Origin of the sequence: Nitrospirillum bahiense (assembly GCF_007828025.1) — a bacterium.
Taxonomy (GTDB): Bacteria; Pseudomonadota; Alphaproteobacteria; order Azospirillales; family Azospirillaceae; genus Nitrospirillum; species Nitrospirillum amazonense.
Window position 1 is genome coordinate 1 of record NZ_VITO01000035.1, and the last position, 19,632, is coordinate 19,632.

Sequence of the window (19,632 nt, forward strand, 5' to 3'; positions counted from 1 at the left end):
CACGCTGCTGGCCGCCGGCAAGCCCAGAATGGTGGCCATCATCGCCGTCGCCAGAAAGCTGCTCACCATCCTCAATGCCATCATCCGGGATCAAAGCCATGGGACCCCAAAACCGCTTGACCGCAAAGACAGTCGCTCGGTTTCCAGTCCGCTACGCTCCCCAGAAACCTGCGGCGGACGCGGTCGCGTCCTACACCGGCATGAGACAGGGTTTCATGCCGGTGGTCCCCTATAGTGATGGCCGCCACCAGGCGCGCATGCCCCCCATCCTCCCGCCCGCCATTTCAGCCCGTGCACCGGGGTGCGGCCTCCGCTAGAGTGCCGGCCAACCCGGGGGCGGGCCCCGGTCCTGATCCAGATCCTGAGGGCATTCCCCCATGAAGTTCTTCGTCGATACCGCCGACATCAACGACATTCGCGAGCTGGCCTCCACCGGCCTGCTGGACGGCGTCACCACCAACCCGTCGCTGGTCGCCAAGTCCGGTCACAGCAGCTTCATCGACCTGATCGCCGAGATCTGCGACGTGGTGAAGGGCCCCGTCAGCGCCGAAGTCGCCTCGACCGATTTCGAGACCATGCTGAAGGAAGGCAAGCACCTGGCCAAGATCGCCCCCAACGTGGCGGTGAAGGTGCCCCTGACCCCGGCGGGCCTGAAGGTCTGCCACCACCTGTCGCAGGAAGGCACCATGGTCAACGTGACCCTGTGCTTCTCCGCCGCACAGGCCATCCTGGCCGCCAAGGCCGGCGCCACCTTCGTCTCGCCCTTCGTCGGCCGCCTGGACGACATGGGCCAGGACGGCCTGAGCCTGATCGAAGAGATCGTCACCATCTATGACAACTACCCGGACTTCACCACCGAGGTCCTGGTCGCCTCCATCCGCAACCCCATCCACGTCACCCAGTCGGCCAAGATGGGCGCCCACGTGGCCACCATGCCGCCCTCGGTCATCCGCCAGCTGTTCAACCATGTGCTGACCGATAAGGGCCTGGCGCAGTTCGTTGCGGACTGGGCCAAGACCGGGCAGACTATTCTGGATCAGCCGCTGCCGACCCGCTGATCCCTGTCGCGTTCCAGCGGATGCCTGACCGGTCCGCCCAGCGATGGGCGGGCCGGTTTGCGTTTGAACCCATGGGACCGCCGGGCGAGCCGGCCTGAAGGGAAGAACCAGCATATGGGCGGCAAGACACCGCACAGCGCCTTGGGCGATGCCCTGACCGCGGAGGATGTGGCGACATACCTGCGCGAGACCCCGGATTTCCTGCAGCAGCATCCCGACGTGGTCCACCATCTGATCCCACCGCCGGAGAACCGGGGCAACGGGGTGGCCGACCTGCAGCACTTCATGCTGCTGAAGCTGCGGCGCGAAGTGGCCGACCTGACGGCCCAGCAGGAAGAGCTGATCGCCACCGCCCGCGCCAACATCAACAACCAGAGCCGGGTGCACGCCGCGGCCCTCTACCTGATGGACGCGCAGAGCTTCGAGCACCTGATCCAGACCATCACCACCGACCTGGCCGTCCTTCTGGACCTGGACCTGGCCTGCCTGGTGATGGAACAGCCGGAGGACAGCCGCCTGGTCCTGCATGCCGAGCGCAGCGGCCTGCAGCTGGTGGAGACCGGCGCCATCAGCCAGTGGATAGGCAAGCGCGACATCATCCTGCGCGGCAACATCCAGGGCATGGCCGAAATCTACGGCCCCGCCGCGCCCATCGTGCGATCGGAGGCGCTGGTGCGCCTGCAGATCGCCCCCGACGCGCCGGCGGGCCTGCTGGCCTTCGCCTCGCGCGACGCCGACCTGTTCCACCCTGGCCAGGGTACCGAACTGCTGAGCTTCCTGGCCCGGGTGGTGGAACGGTGTATCCGGAACTGGTTGACTCTTTGAGTTGCCTCAAGCGCCGGCGGGGCATCCGCCCCTTGGCTTGTCCTCGCTTTCCAGTGCGCTGATGCTCCCCGGAAAGCTCCGGCGGCCCCCGTCGGGGCCTATATAAGGTGCGCTAGAGAGATCATCATGACCAAGTCCCCCGCCCTGGGATATTCCTGCGCGCCGGATGTGGCGGCGGCGCTGGAGGAGTGGCGGCGCTGGCTGACGTCGGAGAAGACGGCCTCGCCCCATACGCTGCGCGCCTACCAGGGCGACGTCGCCGCCTTCCTGTCCTTTCTGACGGAGCATCTGGGCCGGGCGCCCAGCCTGAACGACCTGGGCGGGGCAAAGCTGGGCGACTTCCGCGCCTGGCTGGCGGCCCGCGCGGGTGAGGGCGCCATCGCCGCCAGCCGGGCCCGCGCCGTTTCGGGCGTGCGCAACCTGTTCCGCTGGCTGGACCGGTCGGGCCGGCTGCACAACCCCGCCATCGGCCTGCTGAACGCGCCCAAGGTGAAGCGCCCCATCCCCCGCCCCCTGACGGTGGATGACGCCGGCACTCTGCTGGAGGAATCGTCCGACATCCCCGAATCGCCCTGGGCGGGCCTGCGCGACCGCGCCCTGTTCACCCTGCTGTACGGCTGCGGCCTGCGCATGGACGAGGCCCTGCGCCTGACGCGGGGGGAGGCGCCGCTGGACAGCGACACCCTGCGGGTCACCGGCAAGGGATCGAAGCAGCGCGACGTGCCCGTCCTGCCGGCCGTGCGCCAGGCGCTGGCCGCCTATATCGAGGCCTGCCCCCACCCCCTGCCCGCTAGCGGGCCGCTCTTCGTGGGCGTGCGCGGGGACCGTCTGAACGACCGGGTGGCGCGCCTGGCCATGCAGACCCTGCGGCAGCTGCTGGGCCTGCCCGACACCGCCACGCCGCACGCCCTGCGCCACAGCTTCGCCACCCATCTGCTGGGCGGGGGCGCCGATTTGCGCGCCATCCAGGACCTGCTGGGCCATGCCAGCCTGTCCACCACCCAGCGCTACACCGACGTGGATGCCGAGCAGCTGCTGTCGGTCTATGAGACGGCGCACCCCCGGGCCCGACGCGGCAACCGCTCTTGAGGAATGGCCCCATGCGGCTGATGAGACTGCTGGCCCCGCTGCTGTGCGCCGCGCTTCTAGGCGTCACCCCGCCGGCCGCCGCCACGGATGAGACCCCGATCTCGCTGGCGGACAAGGCCGTCACCCTGACCCCCAGCCCCGCCTTCCAATACGTGGCCGGTGCCGACACTCAGGACTTCCTCAGCCGGCACTGGCAGGGACGCCCCCTGGCCGGCGGTGCCGGGCTGGGCCTGCTCGTGCCCGTAGGATCAGCCCCCGATCCCGCCTGGCTGGTGGCCCTGAGCTATGACGGCAGCGGCCACGTCAGCGACCTGGATGCCGGCCGGCTGGACGCCGACGCCCTGCTGTCGGCGTTGAAATCCGCCGACAGTGGCGGACCGCGCCTGACGGGCTGGGCCCAGCCCCCCGCCTACGACAGCGCCAGCCACACGCTGATCTGGGCCACGCGGCGCCAAGCCGACGGCGGGGCCGTTGACGGGCTGGACTATCACGCCCGCCTGCTGGGCCGGCGCGGCGTGCTGGGCCTGGACATCGCCGCCCGCATGAGCGACCTGCCGGCCATCGAGGGCCAGATGCCGGCGCTGCTGTCCATGCTGCGCTTCACCCCCGGCAACGGCTATCGCGACTACGTGCCCGTGGCCGACCAGTCCGTCACCCTGGGCCTCAGCGGCCTGGTCGCCGGCGACGCCCTGGTGAAGGGCGGCCTGCTGGACCATCTGTGGAATGGCATCCGCAGCCAGAACTTCATCTATCTGGTGGCGGTGCTGATCATGATGTTGGGCGCGCCGCGCCTGCGCCGCTATTGGGGGCCGAAGCCGCCACCGGCGCGGGATCAAGGGCCACCCATCCCGCCCCCACCGCCCAGGCGCCAGGATCATGACGGCCCCAAGGGGCCCTGGTCGTGAACTAAGAGGCCCTGAATGCAAAACGGCGCCGGGGGAGACCCGGCGCCGCTTCCGCATTCCCGGACGGGAAAGCTTACATGTGGATGGTGCGGCCCAGCACGCCCAGGGCCGCTTCCTTGATGGCCTCGGTCAGCGTGGGGTGGGCGTGGCTGGTGCGGGCGATGTCTTCGGACGAGGCGCCGAATTCCAGGGCCAGGGCCAGCTCCTCGATCATCTCGCCGGCCGAGGCGCCGATGATGTGCGCGCCCAGCAGCTTGTCGGAGTGGGCGTCGGCCAGCAGCTTCACGAAGCCCTCGGTGGCCTGCATGGAGCGGGCGCGGCCGTTGGCGGTGAAGGGGAACTTGCCGACCTTGTAGGCCACGCCCTCGGCCTTCAGCTGCTCCTCCGTCTTGCCGACGGCGGCGATTTCCGGCCAGGTGTAGACCACGCCCGGGATGGCGTCGTAGTTGATGTGGCCGGACTGGCCCGCCATCACCTCGGCGCAGACCACGCCCTCTTCCTCGGCCTTGTGGGCCAGCATGGCGCCGGCGATCACGTCGCCGATGGCCCAGATGCCGGGCACGTTGGTGCGGAAGTGGTGGTCGGTCTTGACGCGCTTGCGCTCATCCAGCTCGACGCCGACCTTGTCCAGGCCCAGGCCCTCAGTGTAGGGGCGGCGGCCGATGGCCACCAGCACCACGTCGGCCTCGATGGTCTCGGCCGTGCCGCCGGCCGCGGGCTCCACCGTCAGGGTGACGCCGGTGTCGGCGGCCACGGCCGAGGTGACCTTGGTCGACAGCTTGAAGGTCAGGCCCTGCTTGCCCAGGATGCGCTGGGACTGCTTGGAGACCTCACCGTCCATGCCGGGCAGGATGCGGTCCAGGAACTCCACCACCGTGACCTGCGCGCCCAGGCGCTGCCAGACGGAGCCCAGCTCCAGCCCGATGACGCCACCGCCGATGACCACCAGGCGCTTCGGCACCTCGGTCAGGTCCAGGGCGCCGGTGGAGGAGACGATGCGCTTCTCGTCGATGGTCACGCCCGGCAGGGGCATGACGTCGGAGCCGGTGGCGATCAGGATGTTCTTGGCGGTGACGGTCTCGGTGGAGCCGTCCTCCTTGGTCACCGTCACCTGGCCCGGGGCGGCGATGCTGCCCTTGCCGGTAAAGCGGGTGATCTTGTTCTTCTTGAACAGGAATTCCACGCCGGTGACGTTGGATTCGACCGTCTTTTCCTTGTGCTTCATCATCGTGGACAGGTCGAGCTCGACGCCCGAGACCTTCACGCCGAAGTTGCCCAGGGAGTGGGACGCTTCCTCGAACTTCTCGCTGGCGACCAGCAGGGCCTTGGAGGGGATGCAGCCCACGTTCAGGCAGGTGCCGCCCAGGGTCTTGCGCATCTCGACGCAGGCGACCTTCATGCCCAGCTGGGCCGCGCGGATGGCCGCGACGTAACCGCCGGGGCCGCTGCCGATGACGACGAGATCGAATTGGGTTTCGGTGGTCATGTTTTCTGTTCCCTCAGGCGCCGGGCGGAGGTCTCAGTTGGCCTCAAACGCCGGCGGGCCATCCGGCCCTTGGCTTATCCTCGCTGCGCCCTGCGGTGCTCGCTGCGGCGGACGCGGTCGCGTCCTAGTCGCTGCGCTCCGTAAAGTATGGCGCTGGAGGCTTTGGCGCTGATTGTTGGATTAGGCGGTCAGGCAGTCAGCAAACGGGGGGCCGTGGGGCCCCCCGTCCGTCGGATCAGACATCCAGCAGGATGCGTTCCGGGTTTTCGATGCATTCCTTGACGCGCACCAGGAAGGTCACGGCCTCGCGGCCGTCGATGATGCGGTGATCGTAGGACAGGGCCAGGTACATCATCGGGCGGATGACGATCTGGCCGCCGACGACCATGGGACGCTCCTGGATCTTGTGCATGCCCAGGATGCCCGACTGCGGGGCGTTCAGGATGGGCGAGCTCATCAGCGAGCCGTACACGCCACCGTTGGAGATGGTGAAGGTGCCGCCGGTCATGTCCTCCATGGACAGCTTGCCGTCGCGGGCCTTCTTGCCCAGCTCGTTGATCGACTGCTCGATCTTGGCGAAGCCCATCTGGTCGGCGTCGCGCACCACCGGAACCACCAGACCGGACGGCGTGCCGACGGCGACGCCGATGTCGTAGTAGTTCTTGTAGATCAGGTCGGTGCCCTCGATCTCGGCGTTGACGGCCGGGATCTCCTTCAGAGCGACCAGGCAGGCCTTCACGAAGAAGGACATGAAGCCCAGCTTCACGCCGTGCTTCTTCTCGAACTGGTCCTTCAGCTCGTTGCGCAGCTTCATCACGTTGGTCATGTCCACCTCGTTGTAGGTGGTCAGCATGGCCGCGGTGTTCTGGGCGTCCTTCAGGCGGGCGGCGATGGTCTGCCGCAGGCGGGTCATGCGCACCCGCTCCTCACGATCGGCGCGGGCGCGCGGGCCGGCCGGGGCCTTGGCGATCGGGGCCGGGGCGGCGACGGGGGCCGGGGCGGCCTTCGGCGCGGCCAGGTGGTCGATCACGTCACCCTTGGTGACGCGGCCGTCCTTGCCGGTGCCGGCGATGGCGGCCGGGTTGACGCCGGCGTCGGCGGCGATCTTGGCGGCGGCGGGCATCACGCCGGCGGAACCGTTGGCGGCCGGCGCAGCGGCGGCGGGGGCCGGGGCGGCGGTCTTGGCCGGGGCCGGAGCAGCGGCGGCAGGGGCGGCCGCAGCGGCGGCGCCACCCTCGGTGATCACGCCCAGGACGGCGCTCACGCCCACGTTGGCGCCCTCGGCGGCGCGGATTTCGCCCAGCGTGCCGGCGGCCGGGGCGTTGACTTCCAAGGTGACCTTGTCGGTCTCCAGCTCCACCAGCGTTTCATCCGCCTTGACGCTGTCGCCAACCTTCTTCAGCCACCGCGCGACCGTCGCTTCCGACACGGACTCGCCGAGGGTGGGCACCAGGATTTCCGTCGCCATGTTTTTGGGACCTTGGTTCGTTTCTAACAAAGGGTTTCAGAATAAAATCATTCCGGGGCCGCAACGGGCCCCGGAACGTCATCGGATCAAGCGATGGTCAGCGCCTCGTCCAGGAACTTGGCCAGTTCCTGGTTGTGGCGCTTCAGCTGGCCGGCGGCCGGCGAGGCGGCTTCGGGGCGGCCCACGTAGGACGGACGGCCGGCCTTGTGGTTCAGTTCCTTCAGCACGCCCTCGATGCGGCGGTCGACGAAGCTCCAGGCGCCCATGTTGGCCGGCTCTTCCTGGCACCACACCACCTCGGCGTTGGGATACTTGGCCAGCTCCACCTTCAGGGCATCGCCCGGGAAGGGATACAGCTGCTCCAGGCGTAGGAAGGCCACGTCCTTCACGCCCCGGTTCTCACGCTCCTGGAACAGGTCGTAGTAGACCTTGCCCGAGCAGAGGACGACGCGGCGGATCTTCTCCGGCTCGACCAGATCCACGCCGGTCTCATACAGGACGCGGTGGAACGACTCGTTGCCGGTGAACATGGCCAGGTCGCTGACGCACAGCTTGTGACGCAACAGCGACTTGGGGCTGAAGACCACCAGCGGCTTGCGGAACTCGCGGTTCACCTGGCGGCGCAGCACATGGAAGTAGTTGGCCGGGGTGGTGCAGTTCACGATCTGCCAGTTGTCCTCGCCGGACAGCTGCAGGAAGCGCTCCAGGCGGGCGGAACTATGCTCCGGACCCTGGCCCTCATAGCCGTGCGGCAGCAGCATGGTCAGGCCGGACATGCGCAGCCACTTGCTTTCGCCCGAGCTGATGAACTGGTCGATGATGGCCTGGGCGCCATTGATGAAGTCACCGAACTGAGCCTCCCACAGGACCAGGGCGTGCGGCTCGGCCAGGGTGAAACCGTATTCGAAGCCCAGGACGGCCGCCTCGGACAGCGGGCTGTCGTGCACCTCGAAGCGGGCCTGGCCCTCTTTGTGGTCCGGGGCACGGATGTGGTCCAGGGGCACGTACTTGGCCTCGGTGGTCTGGTCGACCAGCACGCAGTGGCGCTGCGAGAAGGTGCCGCGGCCCACGTCCTGGCCGGACAGGCGCACGGGCACGCCCTCGACCAGCAGGGTGCCGAAGGCCAGCGCCTCGGCCGTGGCCCAGTCCAGGTCCTTGCCGGAGGCGAACATCTCCTGCTTGGCCTTGAGCTGGCGCACCACCTTGGCGTTCACGTCCACGCCTTCCGGCACGGCGGAGATGGCTTTGCCCACTTCCTGCAGCAGATCCATGGGGGCGGCGGTCTTGCCCTTGCGGTCGTCGTTCTTGGCGGCGCTCAGGCCCTGCCACTTGCCCTCCAGCCAGTCGGCCTTGTTCGGCTTGTAGGTGGTCGACGCCTCGAACTCCGCTTCCATGGCCTTATGGAAGTCCTTGACGAAGCCGTCGGCTTCCTCGGCGGTGATCACGCCCTCGGCGATCAGCTGCTTGGCGTACAGTTCGCGGGTGGTGGGATGGTTGCGGATCGCCTTGTACATCAGCGGCTGGGTGAACGCCGGCTCGTCGCCTTCGTTGTGGCCCTGGCGGCGATAGCAGACGATGTCCAGCACCACGTCCTTCAGGAACTTCTGACGGAACTCCACGGCGATGCGCGTCACGTGGATCACGGCCTCGGGATCGTCGCCGTTGACGTGGAAGATCGGCGCCTGGATGGCCTTGGCCACTTCCGTCGGGTACGGGCCGGAACGGGCGTACTGCGGCGCGGTGGTGAAGCCGATCTGGTTGTTGGTGATGATGTGGATGATGCCGCCGGTGCGGTAGCCCTTCAGCTCGGACAGCAGCAGCGTCTCGGGCACCAGGCCCTGGCCGGCGAAGGCGGCGTCGCCGTGCAGCAGCAGGCCGATGACCTCGGCGCGCGCCTCATCCGTCGGCGGCATGGTGGAGCGCTGAACCTGCTTGGCGCGAACCTTGCCGCACACGACCGGGTTCACCACTTCCAGGTGCGACGGGTTGGCCGTCAGCGACAGATGGATGGTGTTGCCGTCGAACTCGCGGTCGGCCGAGGTGCCCAGGTGGTACTTCACGTCGCCCGAGCCCTGCACGTCCTCGGGATTGGCGGCGTTGCCCTGGAACTCGGAAAAGATGGCCTTGTACGGCTTGTTCATCACGTTGGCCAGGACGTTCAGGCGGCCGCGGTGCGCCATGCCAATGACCAGTTCCTTCAGGCCCAGCTGACCGCCGCGCTTCAGGATCTGCTCGATGGCCGGGACCCAGACCTCGCCACCCTCCAGGCCAAAGCGCTTGGTGCCGGTGTACTTCAGCTGCAGGAAGCGCTCGAAGCCCTCGGCGGCCGTCAGGCGCTGCAAGATGGCCTTCTTGCCCTGGACCGTGAAGTCGGTCTGGTTGCGGATGCCCTCGATACGCTCCTGGATCCAGGCCTTCTGCTCGGGATCCTGGATGTGCATGAACTCCACGCCGATGTGGCCGCAGTAGGTACGCTGCACCGCGTCCACGATCTGGCGCAGGGTGGCGGTCTCCATCCCCAGCACGTTGTTGATGAAGATCGGGCGGTCCAGGTCGGCGTCGGTGAAGCCGTAGGTCTTGGGGTCCAGCTCCGGATGCTCGCTGCGCTTCTCCAGACCCAGCGGGTCCAGCTTGGCCATCAGGTGGCCACGGACGCGGTAGGCGCGGATGAGCATCAGGGCGCGGATGCTGTCCAGCTGCGCCTGGCGCAGCTGCTCGGGCGTGATGCCACCCCCAATGGCGTTACTGGCCACGGCGCCATTGGCGGCCGGGGCGGCGGCGCCATTGGCACCCTTCGCACCCTTGGCCGGGGCGGCCGGCTTGGCATCGGGATCGGGCACGCCGATGACGGCAGCCTTGTTGGGCGCCCAGCTCGCCCCCTTGATTTCGCCCAGCACGACGCGGGCATCATCATCCAGCCCGGCGAAGAAGCTGCTCCACGAAGGATCGACGGAGGCCGGATCCTGCAGGTAGCGGGCGTAAAGCTCGGCGACGAAGGTCGCGTTGCCGGCGAAAAACAGGGAGCTTTGATCGGTTACCATGGCGCTCTGCGCTTGATCTGGGAGGGATAGGGCGCCCGCGTCTACGTGGCAGGCGTCCCGATGGGACCGAAATTCGCGTTCTTTTACGCCATGATACCTGCGCCTTCAATATGCGACGGCGGTGGGGCCGTTGCCACGAAAACGCCTACCACGCATAAGAAACGCCCAGTTTCCGCAACAAAACCATCAAGCCCGGAGAGAACTCGGCCTTTTTGTTGCGCAACGCTGGACGAGGTGATCATCACGGCGCGGGCGCGTGCCCATCAAAATTGTAAATGTGCACGCTAACAATGAGGTGGCACCAGCATCCCACCAGGTCAAGCGACGCAAGGGATGCGATGCCTCATGCCAGCCATGGAAAAACGGCGGCCCCGGGTACCAGACATGTGCTGGGGCGGGTGCCGCCGTTCCTCCTCGGACCGGCCCGGTGCCCCCGAGCCGATCGTCATTTCAACCGAAAGGCCGGTATCAGCCCTTCAGCGCCTTCAGCATGGTGGAACCCAGGCTGGCGGGGCTGTCGGCGACATGGATGCCGGCGGCGCGCAGGGCCTCGACCTTGAAGTCGGCCGTGTCGTTGCCGCCGGAGATCACGGCGCCAGCATGGCCCATGCGGCGGCCCGGGGGGGCCGTGCGGCCGGCGATGAAGCCGACGACAGGCTTCTTCGTCTTGCTGTCGCGGATGAACTCGGCGCCGTCGACTTCCGCCGAACCGCCGATCTCACCGATCATGATGATGCCCTCGGTCTCCGGGTCATCGAGGAACAGCTGCAGGCTGTCCACGAAGTTGGTGCCGTTGACCGGGTCGCCGCCGATGCCGATGCAGGTGGTCTGGCCCAGGCCGGCCGCGGTGGTCTGCGCCACGGCCTCATAGGTCAGGGTGCCGGAGCGGCTGACGATGCCGATCTTGCCACGCTTGTGGATGTGGCCGGGCATGATGCCGATCTTGCACTCGTCCGGGGTGATGACGCCGGGGCAGTTCGGGCCGATCAGGCGGGTCTTGGACCCGGCCAGGGCGCGCTTCACCGTCACCATGTCCAGCACCGGGATACCTTCGGTGATGCAGACCACCAGCGGGATCTGCGCGTCGATGGCTTCCAGGATGGCGTCGGCGGCGAAGGGCGGCGGCACGTAGATCACCGAGGCGTTGGCCCCGGTGGTGTGCACGGCCTCGGCCACGGTGTCGAACACCGGCAGGTCGAGGTGGGTGGTGCCGCCCTTGCCGGGGGTCACGCCGCCGACCATCTTGGTGCCGTAGGCGATGGCCTGTTCGGAGTGGAAGGTGCCCTGCGCGCCGGTGAAGCCCTGGCAGATCACCTTGGTGTTCTTGTCAACCAACACGGCCATGATTACGCGGCCTCCTTCACGGCCTTGACGATCTTTTCAGCGGCGTCGGCCAGGTTGTCGGCGGACAGGATCGGCAGGCCGGACTCGGCCAGGATCTTCTTGCCCAGCTCGACGTTGGTGCCTTCCAGGCGGACGACCAGCGGAACGTGCAGGCTGACCTCACGGGCCGCCGCCACCACGCCCTCGGCGATGACGTCGCAGCGCATGATGCCGCCGAAGATGTTGACCAGAATGCCTTCGACATTCGGGTCGGACAGGATGAGCTTGAACGCGGTGGTCACGCGCTCACGGGTGGCGCCGCCGCCCACGTCCAGGAAGTTGGCCGGCTCGCCGCCGTACAACTTGATGATGTCCATGGTGGCCATGGCCAGGCCGGCACCGTTGACCATGCAGCCGATGTTGCCATCCAGCTTCACATAGTTCAGGCCGTGCTTCGTGGCCTCGGTCTCCGACGCCTCTTCCTCGCTCTCGTCACGGAGCTCTTCGATGTCCTTGTGACGGTAGAGGGCGTTGTCGTCGAAGTTCATCTTGGCGTCGAGGGCGATGATGTCACCGGCGCCGGTCACGACCAGCGGGTTGATCTCGACCTGCGAGGCGTCCAGTTCCACGAACGCCTTGTACATGGCGGACAGGAACTTCACGGCGGCGCCGACCTGCTTGCCTTCCAGCTTCAGGCCGAAGGCGATCTGGCGGGCGTGGTAGCCCTGCAGGCCGCCGACCGGGTCGATGGCGATCTTGACGATCTTCTCGGGGTGGCTGTGGGCCACTTCCTCGATTTCCATGCCGCCCTCGGTCGAGGCGATCACGGTGACGCGGGAGGTGGCGCGGTCCAGCAGCAGGGACAGGTACAGCTCGCGCTTGATGTCGCAGCCTTCCTCGACATAGAGGCGCTTGACCTCCTTGCCTTCCGGACCGGTCTGCTTGGTCACCAGCGTGTGGCCCAGCATTTCCTTGGCGTTGGACACGACGTCGTCGATCGACTTCACGACGCGGACGCCGCCCTTGCCCTCGGGGTTCTCCTTGAACCGCCCAGCGCCACGGCCGCCGGCGTGGATCTGGGACTTCACGACCCACACCGGGCCGCCCAGGTCCGTGGCCACGGTCTTGGCCTCTTCGGGGGTATAGGCAACGCCGCCGCGGGGAACCGCGACGCCGTATTTCTTCAGCAGGCCCTTGGCCTGGTATTCATGAATATTCATTCGGGGATCGCCCGCTTCCGGTTGGGAAACGGCCTCGCAAAGTTTGCGGCCGATCGCGGGGCCAACCCCGCGCCGCGGGCACTGTAGAGAGCAATGCCGGGGCGATCAACCGCGTAAAGTGACGGAAGGGTGGCTACGGACGCTATTCCGGTATCTGTTTGGCAAATGGCCCCGCCGGCGCGAAGCGGGCGGGGCCATCCACAACGTCATACCGGAACCCGAACGATCAGCCGGCGACCTTGGCGGTGACTTCGACCAGCTGCTGCACGGCGGCAACGGACTTCTCGAAGTTGGCCTTTTCCTCGGCGTTCAGCTCGATCTCGATGATCTTCTCGACGCCGCCGGCGCCGATGATCACCGGCACGCCGATGTACAGGCCGTCCACGCCGTACTGGCCGGTCAGCTTGGCGGCGCAGGGCAGCACGCGCTTCTTGTCCTTCAGGAAGCTCTCGGCCATGGCGATGGCGGAGGCGGCCGGGGCGTAGAAGGCGGAGCCGGTCTTCAGCAGGCCGACGATCTCCGCACCACCGTCACGGGTGCGCTGCACGATCTGGTCCAGCTTCTCCTGCGTGGTCCAGCCCATCTTCACCAGGTCGGGCAGCGGGATGCCGGCGACGGTGGAGTAGCGGACGGAGGGAACCATGGTGTCGCCGTGGCCGCCCAGCACGAAGGCGGTGACGTCCTCAACCGAGACCTTGAACTCGTCAGCCAGGAAGTGGCGGAAGCGGGCGCTGTCCAGCACGCCGGCCATGCCGACCACCTTGGCGGGGTCGAAGCCGGTGACCTGCTGCATCAGGCCGACCATGGCGTCCAGCGGGTTGGTGATGACGATGACGAAGGCGTCCGGAGCATGCTCCTTGATGCCCGCGCCGACGCTCTTGATCACCTTGGCGTTGATGCCCACCAGGTCGTCGCGGCTCATGCCCGGCTTGCGCGGCACGCCGGCGGTGACGATCACCACGTCGGCGCCGGCGATGCCGGCATAGTCGGAGGCACCGGTCAGGGTGCTGTCGAACCCTTCCACGGGGGCGGCTTCGGCGATGTCCAGCGCCTTGCCCTTGGCGACACCCTCGAAATCAGGGATGTCGAACAGGACGATGTCGCCAAGCTCCTTCAGGCCGGCCAACAGGGCCAGGGTGCCGCCGATCTGGCCGGCGCCGACCAGCGCGATCTTCTTGCGTGCCATGGTTGGGTTCCTCGAACTTTGGGTTGCGAATTTGGGTTCAACAATAAGGCGCTAACGAAACAGGGGACCGCGCCGCCCAAGGCTGAAGGCGTCGGGCGGAGGTCCCGGAAATTCGCCGTGCGGGGGTCCCAGGCGCCTGGGCGCCCGGCCTTCGGGGCCCGAGGAACGAGGGAACCCGCAGGCGGGCTGATTAGCCTGAATCCGCCTGCCGGGCAAGGCGCCCCGTACACGATCAGGCGCGCGCGTCGCCCATGGCAGGCTCCCTGCAAAAGGTATGGTTCAGAACCAAGGGCCGGGCGCACGATCGCCAACCCCAGGCGCCGCTTGCTGCGGTGCACCGCCGGGCCCCGTCGCGGCGGGCGGCCTGCGGCAATCACTTCGGCACGATATCGAACAGCTCCAGGTGCCAGTGCATCTCGACGTCGGTCATGGGGTAGTCCGTCCCCAGCCGCGCGTTCAGCAGCTTGCGCGGGGCGATTCCAGCGCCCCGGGCCTGCAGGGTGCGGGCGCCGCGCATGGAAAAGCCCGCCCGCCAGGCCAGCGCCGTCACCGCCTTGGGGCTTTGCGTCGCCAGGATGCGGCGCACGGCGTCCACCGGCACCCGCGCCATCAGCGCGACCGCCTCCTGGGCGAAGTCGCGGTCGCCCCAGCTGAGGGCGTCGCACACCACATCCTCGTTCAGGCCGCCGGAGGCCGCCAAGCGCGCCGCCTTGTCCCCCGCGCCTTCCGGCGTGCCGTAGCCGGCCGCCCAATCCAGCCGGCGGGAGGCGGCGGCCACCACCGCCTCCACCCCCGCCTTGTCCAGCCCCTGCCCCGCCAGGCCGTCGCGCAGGGCATCCTCCACCGCGCTGGCCAGGCGCTGCGACACCTCCGCCGGGCCGGCGGGCGGGGCCGAAGGGATGCCGGACGGCGCATTTGGATCAGGTACCTCTTCGGGGGGCACGCCACCAATGGGCATGTGGCCCCGCTCCGCCAGCAGCCGGCGGGCCTTCGGCGACAGGTCGGCGCCGGGGTTGCCGGCAAGGGTGGCCCAGGAGCCGTGGTCGCCCATCGCCACCACGGCGTCGCCCACCGGCCGGGACACGGTGCGCCGGCCGGCCACCGCCTCCACCACCCAGGGCTCGGGCCGGCGGGACAGGATGTCCAGCAGCTCTTCATCCGACAGAGCCATACACCAGCGCAGCACCGGGCCCGCCACGTCGCTGGCCACGTCGCGGGCCAAGGTCACCGCCAACTTGGGCGGGGCGCATTCCACGTCGGCCAGCGCGCTGGACAGCGCCGTGCGCACGCGGATGACCTGGTCGGCGGCCAGCAGTTCCAGCGCGGCGAAGGCGACGTCGCGCACCGCCCCCACCTCGGGTCGCGACAGGTCGGGCAACAGGCGGGTCAGCTTGTCCGCCAGCAGGGCGCGTACCCGGTCGCTGGGGTCGCGCGCCAGGCGGCCGAAGGCGCGCACCGGCGTCATGGCGTTGGTCACGACGGCGCCGCGCACCCGCTCGTCATCGTCGTCGGCCAGGTAATAGAGCAGTTCGGGCCGGGTGTCGGGGCTGTTCGCCAACTCGATCCGCGCCGCCACGTCGCCCCCGGCGGCCACCGTCTTGGCGGTCTCATAGTCGATGGACGGCTTGGACGGCGACACAAGCTGCCTCCGGCTGGATCTCGGGGTTGGCACGCACCTTAACACAGGTCGGCCTCAGAAATGTCCGGTTTGGGAACCGTCCCTTCCAGACTTGTGTCCATGAAAGCGCATCAACTTGCTATGTCCGGTGAATCACCGTACATTTTCTTTATTCCGAGGAGATTACCCATGTCCCGAAGCCGGACGGCACGATTGGAAGCGCGGATCGCGCCGGAAGCCTTGCAAATCGTCAAGCGGGCCGCTGACCTTCAGGGCCGCAGCCTCAGCGATTTTGTCGTGGATTCAGCCCTCAGCGCCGCCCAGCGCACGCTGGAGGATACTCATCTGCTGCGCCTGGCCTTGGAAGATCAGCAAGCCTTGGCCAATGCCATCTTGAACCTGCCCCCTTTGGCCCCTGCCCTGGAACGGGCCATCGACCGTCAGCGGTCGATCATCATCTCGTCCACTTGACGGATGGGCACTTGACGGATGGGCACTTGACGGATGGGCTTCCGGATCGAGCCTTTGGCGGCACACGGGCGCGCAGCCTTCGCCTGCGGGGTACCGGCTCTCGACCGCTATTTTCGGGAAATCGTGACGCAGGACATCAGGCGTCGCGTCAGTAACTGCTTCATCGCCCTCTCTGCTGAGGGGACCGTCGCCGCATATTACACGTTGGCGGCGACCAGCCTGCCAATCACCGACCTACCTGCGGAAGACGCTGTCAAACTGCCGCGCTACCCACTCCTGCCGGCAGGTCTCATCGGTCGTCTTGCTGTCGATGACCGCTTCAAGGGACAGGGGCTAGGCTCGGCCTTGATCGTCGATGCCATTGGCCGGGTAGCCCGGGCAGATCCGGCCGTCTTCGCCTTGGTCGTGGACGCTAAGGATGAGGCGGCGGTGCGCTTCTACCAACACCTGGGTTTTCAGTCGTTCATCAGCCATCCGATGAAACTCTATCTGCCGGTGGCCGCAGCACTGAAACGCCTGGCCAGCCAAGCCCAATCCCTTAAGTGAGATGCCCAGCCGCCAGGTAATCCTCTGACTGCATTTCCATGAGTCGGCTGACGGTGCGCTGGAATTCGAAGGCGTGCTGGCCCTCGGGGTAGAGTTGCCCGGGGGCGGCCTCCGCCGCCATGATCAGGTGCACCTTGTGCTCATAGAGGGCGTCGATGAAGGTCATCAGGCGCTTGGCCTCGTTGCGCAAAGACGGGTCCAGCATGGGCACGCCGTCCAGCAGCACGGTGTGATAGTGCGTGGCGATGGTCAGGTAATCGCCGGGGCCCAGGGGCTGGCGGCACAGCTCATCGAAGGTGAACCAGGCGACACCCTTGGCCTGGCGCGACACCGGCAGCCTCCGCCCCTGCACCATCAGGTGGGTGGCGGTGGGCTGCGCGTCCGTCAGCTCCCCGAAGGTCTTCTCCAGCGCCGCCGTTGCGGCCGGGCCCAGCGGGTCGAAATAGACCTGGCGGCCACGGATGCGGGCCAGGCGGTAGTCGCGCGCCCCTTCCAGGTGCAGCACGTCCAGCTTTTCCTTCAGCAGCGCGATGAAGGGCAGGAACAGGTCGCGCTGCAGGCCGTCCTTGTACAGGTCGTCGGGCGCCCAGTTGCTGGTCGCCACCACCACCACCCCCAGCTCGAACAGGTGGGTGAACAGCCGGCCCAGGATCATGGCGTCGGCGATGTCGGTGACATGGAATTCGTCGAAGCACAGCAGCCAGGCTTGGTCGGCGATGGTGCGCGCCAGTTCCGGCAGCGACTCGTCCGCCCCGTTCCGGCGCAGGTCGGGACGCTGCCGCAGGCTGTGCAGGGATTGGTGCACCTCCTGCATGAAGGCGTGGAAGTGGACGCGACGGCGGCGCAGCACCGGCGCCGTCTCAAAGAACAAATCCATCAGCATGGACTTGCCCCGGCCCACGTCGCCGTAGATGTACAGGCCCTGAGGCGCCGGATCCGGCCGCCGCGCCAGGCCGAAACGGGCGCGCCAGCCGGACTGGCCCTGCGCCGGGCGGTAATCCCGCAACGCCTGGTACAGACTCTGCAGCTTCTCCGCCGCCAATTCCTGGGCAGGGTCGTCCTTCAGCGTGCCGGTGCCGCGCCGGGCGCGGTAGATGGACAATGGGCCTTCAGTCATGGGGGCCTTCAGTCATGGGGGACCTTCGAATACGAGGGGCCACCGGGCGCGGGAAAAAGGGGCCGTTCCTCATATCGAAACGGCCCGTTTCCAGCAACCGGCGGGGCATCAACGCACCCCTGCGCCGCCTCACCTGGCACGGGGGCATCCGGAACCCACCGGCCCGCTGGCGCAATATAAGTTCGCAAAACGACCCATAGTCGTACTTCCCTTGCGTTTCGGTGGGGGCAGTCGCGCGTTGGCGCATCATCGTGGGTGGTTGTTGGCCTTGTCCGCCTTGTGGCAGAAAGGGACAGCGTCACCCGTATTGTAGTCACCGGACGAGAGCCCATGGACAAGTTCACCATCCTGACCGGCGTCGCCGCCCCCCTGCCGATCCAGAACATCGACACGGACATGATCATCCCGGCGCGGTACCTGAAGACCATCAAGCGCACCGGTCTGGGCAGCGGACTTTTCTCCTCACTCCGCTTCAACGAGGACGGTAGCGACCGGGCGGACTTCATCCTGAACCAGCCGGCCTACCGCAAGGCCAGCATCCTGGTGGCGGGCGACAACTTCGGCTGCGGCTCTTCTCGTGAGCATGCGCCCTGGGCCCTGCTGGACTACGGCATCCGCTGTGTCATCGCCCCCAGCTTCGCCGACATCTTCTTCAACAACTGCTTCAAGAACGGCATCCTGCCCATCGCCCTGCCGCAAGAGGTGGTGGACCGGCTGATGGACGAGGCGGCCAAGGGCGCCAACGCCACCTTCACCGTGGATCTGGAGAAGCAGACCATCACCACCCCGGATGGCGAGAGCGTCGGCTTCGATGTGGAGCCGTTCCGCCGCCACTGCCTGCTGAACGGCCTGGACGACATCGGCCTGACCCTGCAGCAGGTCAGCGCCATCGACGCGTTCGAGGCCCAGCAGCAGACCGGGCAGCCGTGGCGCTGGGCGCGCTGAACAGCCGCCCCCCGTGACCATCCTGTGACGGCCCGGTGACCGGCTCCTTGGCGCGGTTCCCGGCCGAAACAGGGGTTGGCAGGACGCCGGCCCGCCCGTATTTTCGCTAACCAATATCTAAAGGCCGCACGCCCGGCCGGCCGCATGCCCAATCCCGAACGGGGTATCCGGCAGCCGCGGCGACGCCGCACCATCCGACAAAAAGGGTTCATCCATGGCCGCTTACTCTCTTCTCATGCTGCCGGGCGACGGTATCGGGCCGGAAGTCATGCGCCAGGTCCGCCGCGTCATCGACTGGATGGGCCGTCGCCGCGACCTGGAATTTACCGTGTCGGAAGGCCTGGTCGGCGGCTGCGCCATCGACGCCTACGGCGTGCCCCTGTCCGACGAGACCATGGCCCAGGCGCTGGCCGCCGACGCCGTGCTGTTGGGCGCCGTGGGCGGCCCGAAGTGGGACGGCGTCAGCTTCGACAAGCGGCCCGAGGCCGGCCTGCTGCGCCTGCGCAAGGAGATGGAGCTGTTCGCCAACCTGCGCCCGGCCGTGGTGTTCGACGCCCTGGTCGACGCCTCGACCCTGAAGCCCGAGGTGGTGCGCGGCCTGGACATCATGATCGTCCGCGAGCTGACGGGCGGCGTCTATTTCGGTGAGCCCCGCGGCATCGAAGACCTGGGCAACGGCATCCGCCGGGGCGTGAACACCCAGGTCTACACCACGCCGGAGATCCAGCGCGTGGCCCGCGTCGCCTTCGAGCTGGCGCGCAAGCGCGGCAACAAGGTCTGCTCCTGCGAGAAGCGCAACGTCATGGAGTCCGGCCTGCTGTGGAACCAGGACGTCACCGCCCTGCACGCGGCGGAATACAAGGACGTGGAACTGAGCCACATGCTGGCCGACGCCGCCGCCATGCAGCTGGTGCGCAACCCCAAGCAGTTCGACGTCATCGTCACCGATAACCTGTTCGGCGACATCCTGTCGGACGAGGCCGCCATGCTGACCGGCTCCATCGGCATGCTGCCCTCGGCCTCATTGGGCGCCGCTGACGCCAACGGCCGCCGCAAGGCGCTGTACGAGCCGGTGCACGGCTCCGCCCCCGACATCGCCGGCCGCGACATCGCCAACCCCATCGCCTCGCTGCTGAGCTTCGGCATGGCGCTGCGCTACTCCTTCGACCGGAGTGAGGAAGCCGACCTGCTGGACCGGGCGGTGCAGAACGTCCTGAAGGGCGGCATGCGCACCGCCGACATCATGTCCCCGGGGATGGCCCGCTGCTCCACCAGCGTGATGGGCGACAGCATCCTGCGTGAGCTGGACAAGCTGGTAGGCTAAACCCGTCTGA

General features: G+C 67.6%; 16 protein-coding genes and 1 pseudogene. 9 read left to right on the forward strand and 8 right to left on the reverse strand.

The annotated features are described in order from the left end of the window. The 5 genes and pseudogenes from FBZ88_RS29240 to FBZ88_RS29260 all read left to right on the forward strand — a co-directional run. Positions 1 to 97, forward strand: a pseudogene (locus FBZ88_RS29240) (IS110 family transposase); the annotation flags it as partial. Positions 98 to 377: 280 nt separating this feature from the next. Continuing rightward, entirely contained in the window at positions 378 to 1,058 is a 681-nt protein-coding gene (gene fsa, locus FBZ88_RS29245) for a fructose-6-phosphate aldolase (RefSeq protein WP_088871978.1), read from the forward strand. A 114-nt stretch (positions 1,059 to 1,172) separates the two neighbouring features. Further along, complete coding sequence (locus FBZ88_RS29250; RefSeq protein ID WP_145620510.1) at positions 1,173 to 1,883, forward strand: DUF484 family protein; 711 nt, start codon at positions 1,173 to 1,175, stop codon at positions 1,881 to 1,883. A 126-nt stretch (positions 1,884 to 2,009) separates the two neighbouring features. Further along, entirely contained in the window at positions 2,010 to 2,972 is a 963-nt protein-coding gene (locus FBZ88_RS29255) for a tyrosine recombinase XerC (RefSeq protein WP_145620512.1), read from the forward strand. Positions 2,973 to 2,983: 11 nt separating this feature from the next. Beyond that, positions 2,984 to 3,877, forward strand: a complete 894-nt coding sequence (locus FBZ88_RS29260) for a DUF2167 domain-containing protein (protein ID WP_145620513.1) — start codon at positions 2,984 to 2,986, stop codon at positions 3,875 to 3,877. Positions 3,878 to 3,950: 73 nt separating this feature from the next. On the opposite strand, the gene lpdA is transcribed toward FBZ88_RS29260, so the two are convergent. From lpdA to FBZ88_RS29295, 7 genes are all read right to left on the reverse strand, one after another. Then, positions 3,951 to 5,363 carry a dihydrolipoyl dehydrogenase gene (gene lpdA, locus FBZ88_RS29265; protein WP_145620514.1) on the reverse strand — a complete coding sequence of 471 codons (1,413 nt, stop codon included), beginning with the start codon at positions 5,361 to 5,363 and terminating at the stop codon, positions 3,951 to 3,953. 235 nt (positions 5,364 to 5,598) lie between these two features. Further along, complete coding sequence (gene odhB / locus FBZ88_RS29270; RefSeq protein ID WP_145620515.1) at positions 5,599 to 6,831, reverse strand: 2-oxoglutarate dehydrogenase complex dihydrolipoyllysine-residue succinyltransferase; 1,233 nt, start codon at positions 6,829 to 6,831, stop codon at positions 5,599 to 5,601. Between the two features lie 86 nt (positions 6,832 to 6,917). After that, positions 6,918 to 9,872 (reverse strand): 2-oxoglutarate dehydrogenase E1 component, encoded by a 2,955-nt coding sequence (locus FBZ88_RS29275; RefSeq protein WP_145620516.1) that lies wholly within the window; start codon positions 9,870 to 9,872, stop codon positions 6,918 to 6,920. 468 nt (positions 9,873 to 10,340) lie between these two features. Continuing rightward, positions 10,341 to 11,216: a succinate--CoA ligase subunit alpha gene (gene sucD, locus FBZ88_RS29280; RefSeq protein ID WP_004274388.1), complete on the reverse strand. Its 876-nt coding sequence runs from the start codon at positions 11,214 to 11,216 to the stop codon at positions 10,341 to 10,343. A gap of 2 nt (positions 11,217 to 11,218) precedes the next feature. Then, on the reverse strand, positions 11,219 to 12,415 hold the full coding sequence (gene sucC, locus FBZ88_RS29285; protein WP_145620517.1) for an ADP-forming succinate--CoA ligase subunit beta: 1,197 nt from the start codon (positions 12,413 to 12,415) through the stop codon (positions 11,219 to 11,221). Positions 12,416 to 12,641: 226 nt separating this feature from the next. Beyond that, positions 12,642 to 13,601 (reverse strand): malate dehydrogenase, encoded by a 960-nt coding sequence (gene mdh, locus FBZ88_RS29290; protein WP_088871985.1) that lies wholly within the window; start codon positions 13,599 to 13,601, stop codon positions 12,642 to 12,644. A gap of 373 nt (positions 13,602 to 13,974) precedes the next feature. Further along, positions 13,975 to 15,240 carry a DUF2336 domain-containing protein gene (locus FBZ88_RS29295; RefSeq protein ID WP_145620519.1) on the reverse strand — a complete coding sequence of 422 codons (1,266 nt, stop codon included), beginning with the start codon at positions 15,238 to 15,240 and terminating at the stop codon, positions 13,975 to 13,977. A 192-nt stretch (positions 15,241 to 15,432) separates the two neighbouring features. On the opposite strand from FBZ88_RS29295, the gene FBZ88_RS29300 reads away from it, so the two are divergent. Beyond that, positions 15,433 to 15,690, forward strand: a complete 258-nt coding sequence (locus tag FBZ88_RS29300) for a type II toxin-antitoxin system TacA family antitoxin (protein ID WP_211102846.1) — start codon at positions 15,433 to 15,435, stop codon at positions 15,688 to 15,690. A gap of 33 nt (positions 15,691 to 15,723) precedes the next feature. Further along, positions 15,724 to 16,236, forward strand: a complete 513-nt coding sequence (locus FBZ88_RS29305; protein WP_145620520.1) for a GNAT family N-acetyltransferase — start codon at positions 15,724 to 15,726, stop codon at positions 16,234 to 16,236. Here FBZ88_RS29305 and zapE read toward each other — a convergent pair. Continuing rightward, positions 16,229 to 17,353: a cell division protein ZapE gene (zapE, locus tag FBZ88_RS29310; RefSeq protein ID WP_145620521.1), complete on the reverse strand. Its 1,125-nt coding sequence runs from the start codon at positions 17,351 to 17,353 to the stop codon at positions 16,229 to 16,231. The genes FBZ88_RS29305 and zapE overlap by 8 nt on opposite strands. 330 nt (positions 17,354 to 17,683) lie before the next feature. Between zapE and leuD the strand changes: the two genes are divergently transcribed. Together leuD and leuB are read left to right on the forward strand one after the other, a co-directional pair. Further along, positions 17,684 to 18,298: a 3-isopropylmalate dehydratase small subunit gene (gene leuD, locus FBZ88_RS29315; RefSeq protein WP_145620522.1), complete on the forward strand. Its 615-nt coding sequence runs from the start codon at positions 17,684 to 17,686 to the stop codon at positions 18,296 to 18,298. A gap of 214 nt (positions 18,299 to 18,512) precedes the next feature. Then, positions 18,513 to 19,622, forward strand: coding sequence for a 3-isopropylmalate dehydrogenase (gene leuB, locus FBZ88_RS29320; protein WP_145620523.1), 1,110 nt, complete (start codon positions 18,513 to 18,515; stop codon positions 19,620 to 19,622). Positions 19,623 to 19,632 lie beyond the last annotated feature (10 nt).

Excerpts from the sequence above, each read along its gene's own strand:
- fsa (WP_088871978.1), top strand. The coding sequence starts at position 378 with ATGAAGTTCTTCGTCGATACCGCCGACATCAACGACATTCGCGAGCTG.
- FBZ88_RS29250 (WP_145620510.1), top strand. The coding sequence starts at position 1,173 with ATGGGCGGCAAGACACCGCACAGCGCCTTGGGCGATGCCCTGACCGCG.
- FBZ88_RS29255 (WP_145620512.1), top strand. The coding sequence starts at position 2,010 with ATGACCAAGTCCCCCGCCCTGGGATATTCCTGCGCGCCGGATGTGGCG.
- FBZ88_RS29260 (WP_145620513.1), top strand. The coding sequence starts at position 2,984 with ATGCGGCTGATGAGACTGCTGGCCCCGCTGCTGTGCGCCGCGCTTCTA.
- lpdA (WP_145620514.1), bottom strand. The coding sequence starts at position 5,363 with ATGACCACCGAAACCCAATTCGATCTCGTCGTCATCGGCAGCGGCCCC.
- odhB (WP_145620515.1), bottom strand. The coding sequence starts at position 6,831 with ATGGCGACGGAAATCCTGGTGCCCACCCTCGGCGAGTCCGTGTCGGAA.
- FBZ88_RS29275 (WP_145620516.1), bottom strand. The coding sequence starts at position 9,872 with ATGGTAACCGATCAAAGCTCCCTGTTTTTCGCCGGCAACGCGACCTTC.
- sucD (WP_004274388.1), bottom strand. The coding sequence starts at position 11,216 with ATGGCCGTGTTGGTTGACAAGAACACCAAGGTGATCTGCCAGGGCTTC.
- sucC (WP_145620517.1), bottom strand. The coding sequence starts at position 12,415 with ATGAATATTCATGAATACCAGGCCAAGGGCCTGCTGAAGAAATACGGC.
- mdh (WP_088871985.1), bottom strand. The coding sequence starts at position 13,601 with ATGGCACGCAAGAAGATCGCGCTGGTCGGCGCCGGCCAGATCGGCGGC.
- FBZ88_RS29305 (WP_145620520.1), top strand. The coding sequence starts at position 15,724 with ATGGGCTTCCGGATCGAGCCTTTGGCGGCACACGGGCGCGCAGCCTTC.
- zapE (WP_145620521.1), bottom strand. The coding sequence starts at position 17,353 with ATGACTGAAGGCCCATTGTCCATCTACCGCGCCCGGCGCGGCACCGGC.
- leuD (WP_145620522.1), top strand. The coding sequence starts at position 17,684 with ATGGACAAGTTCACCATCCTGACCGGCGTCGCCGCCCCCCTGCCGATC.
- leuB (WP_145620523.1), top strand. The coding sequence starts at position 18,513 with ATGGCCGCTTACTCTCTTCTCATGCTGCCGGGCGACGGTATCGGGCCG.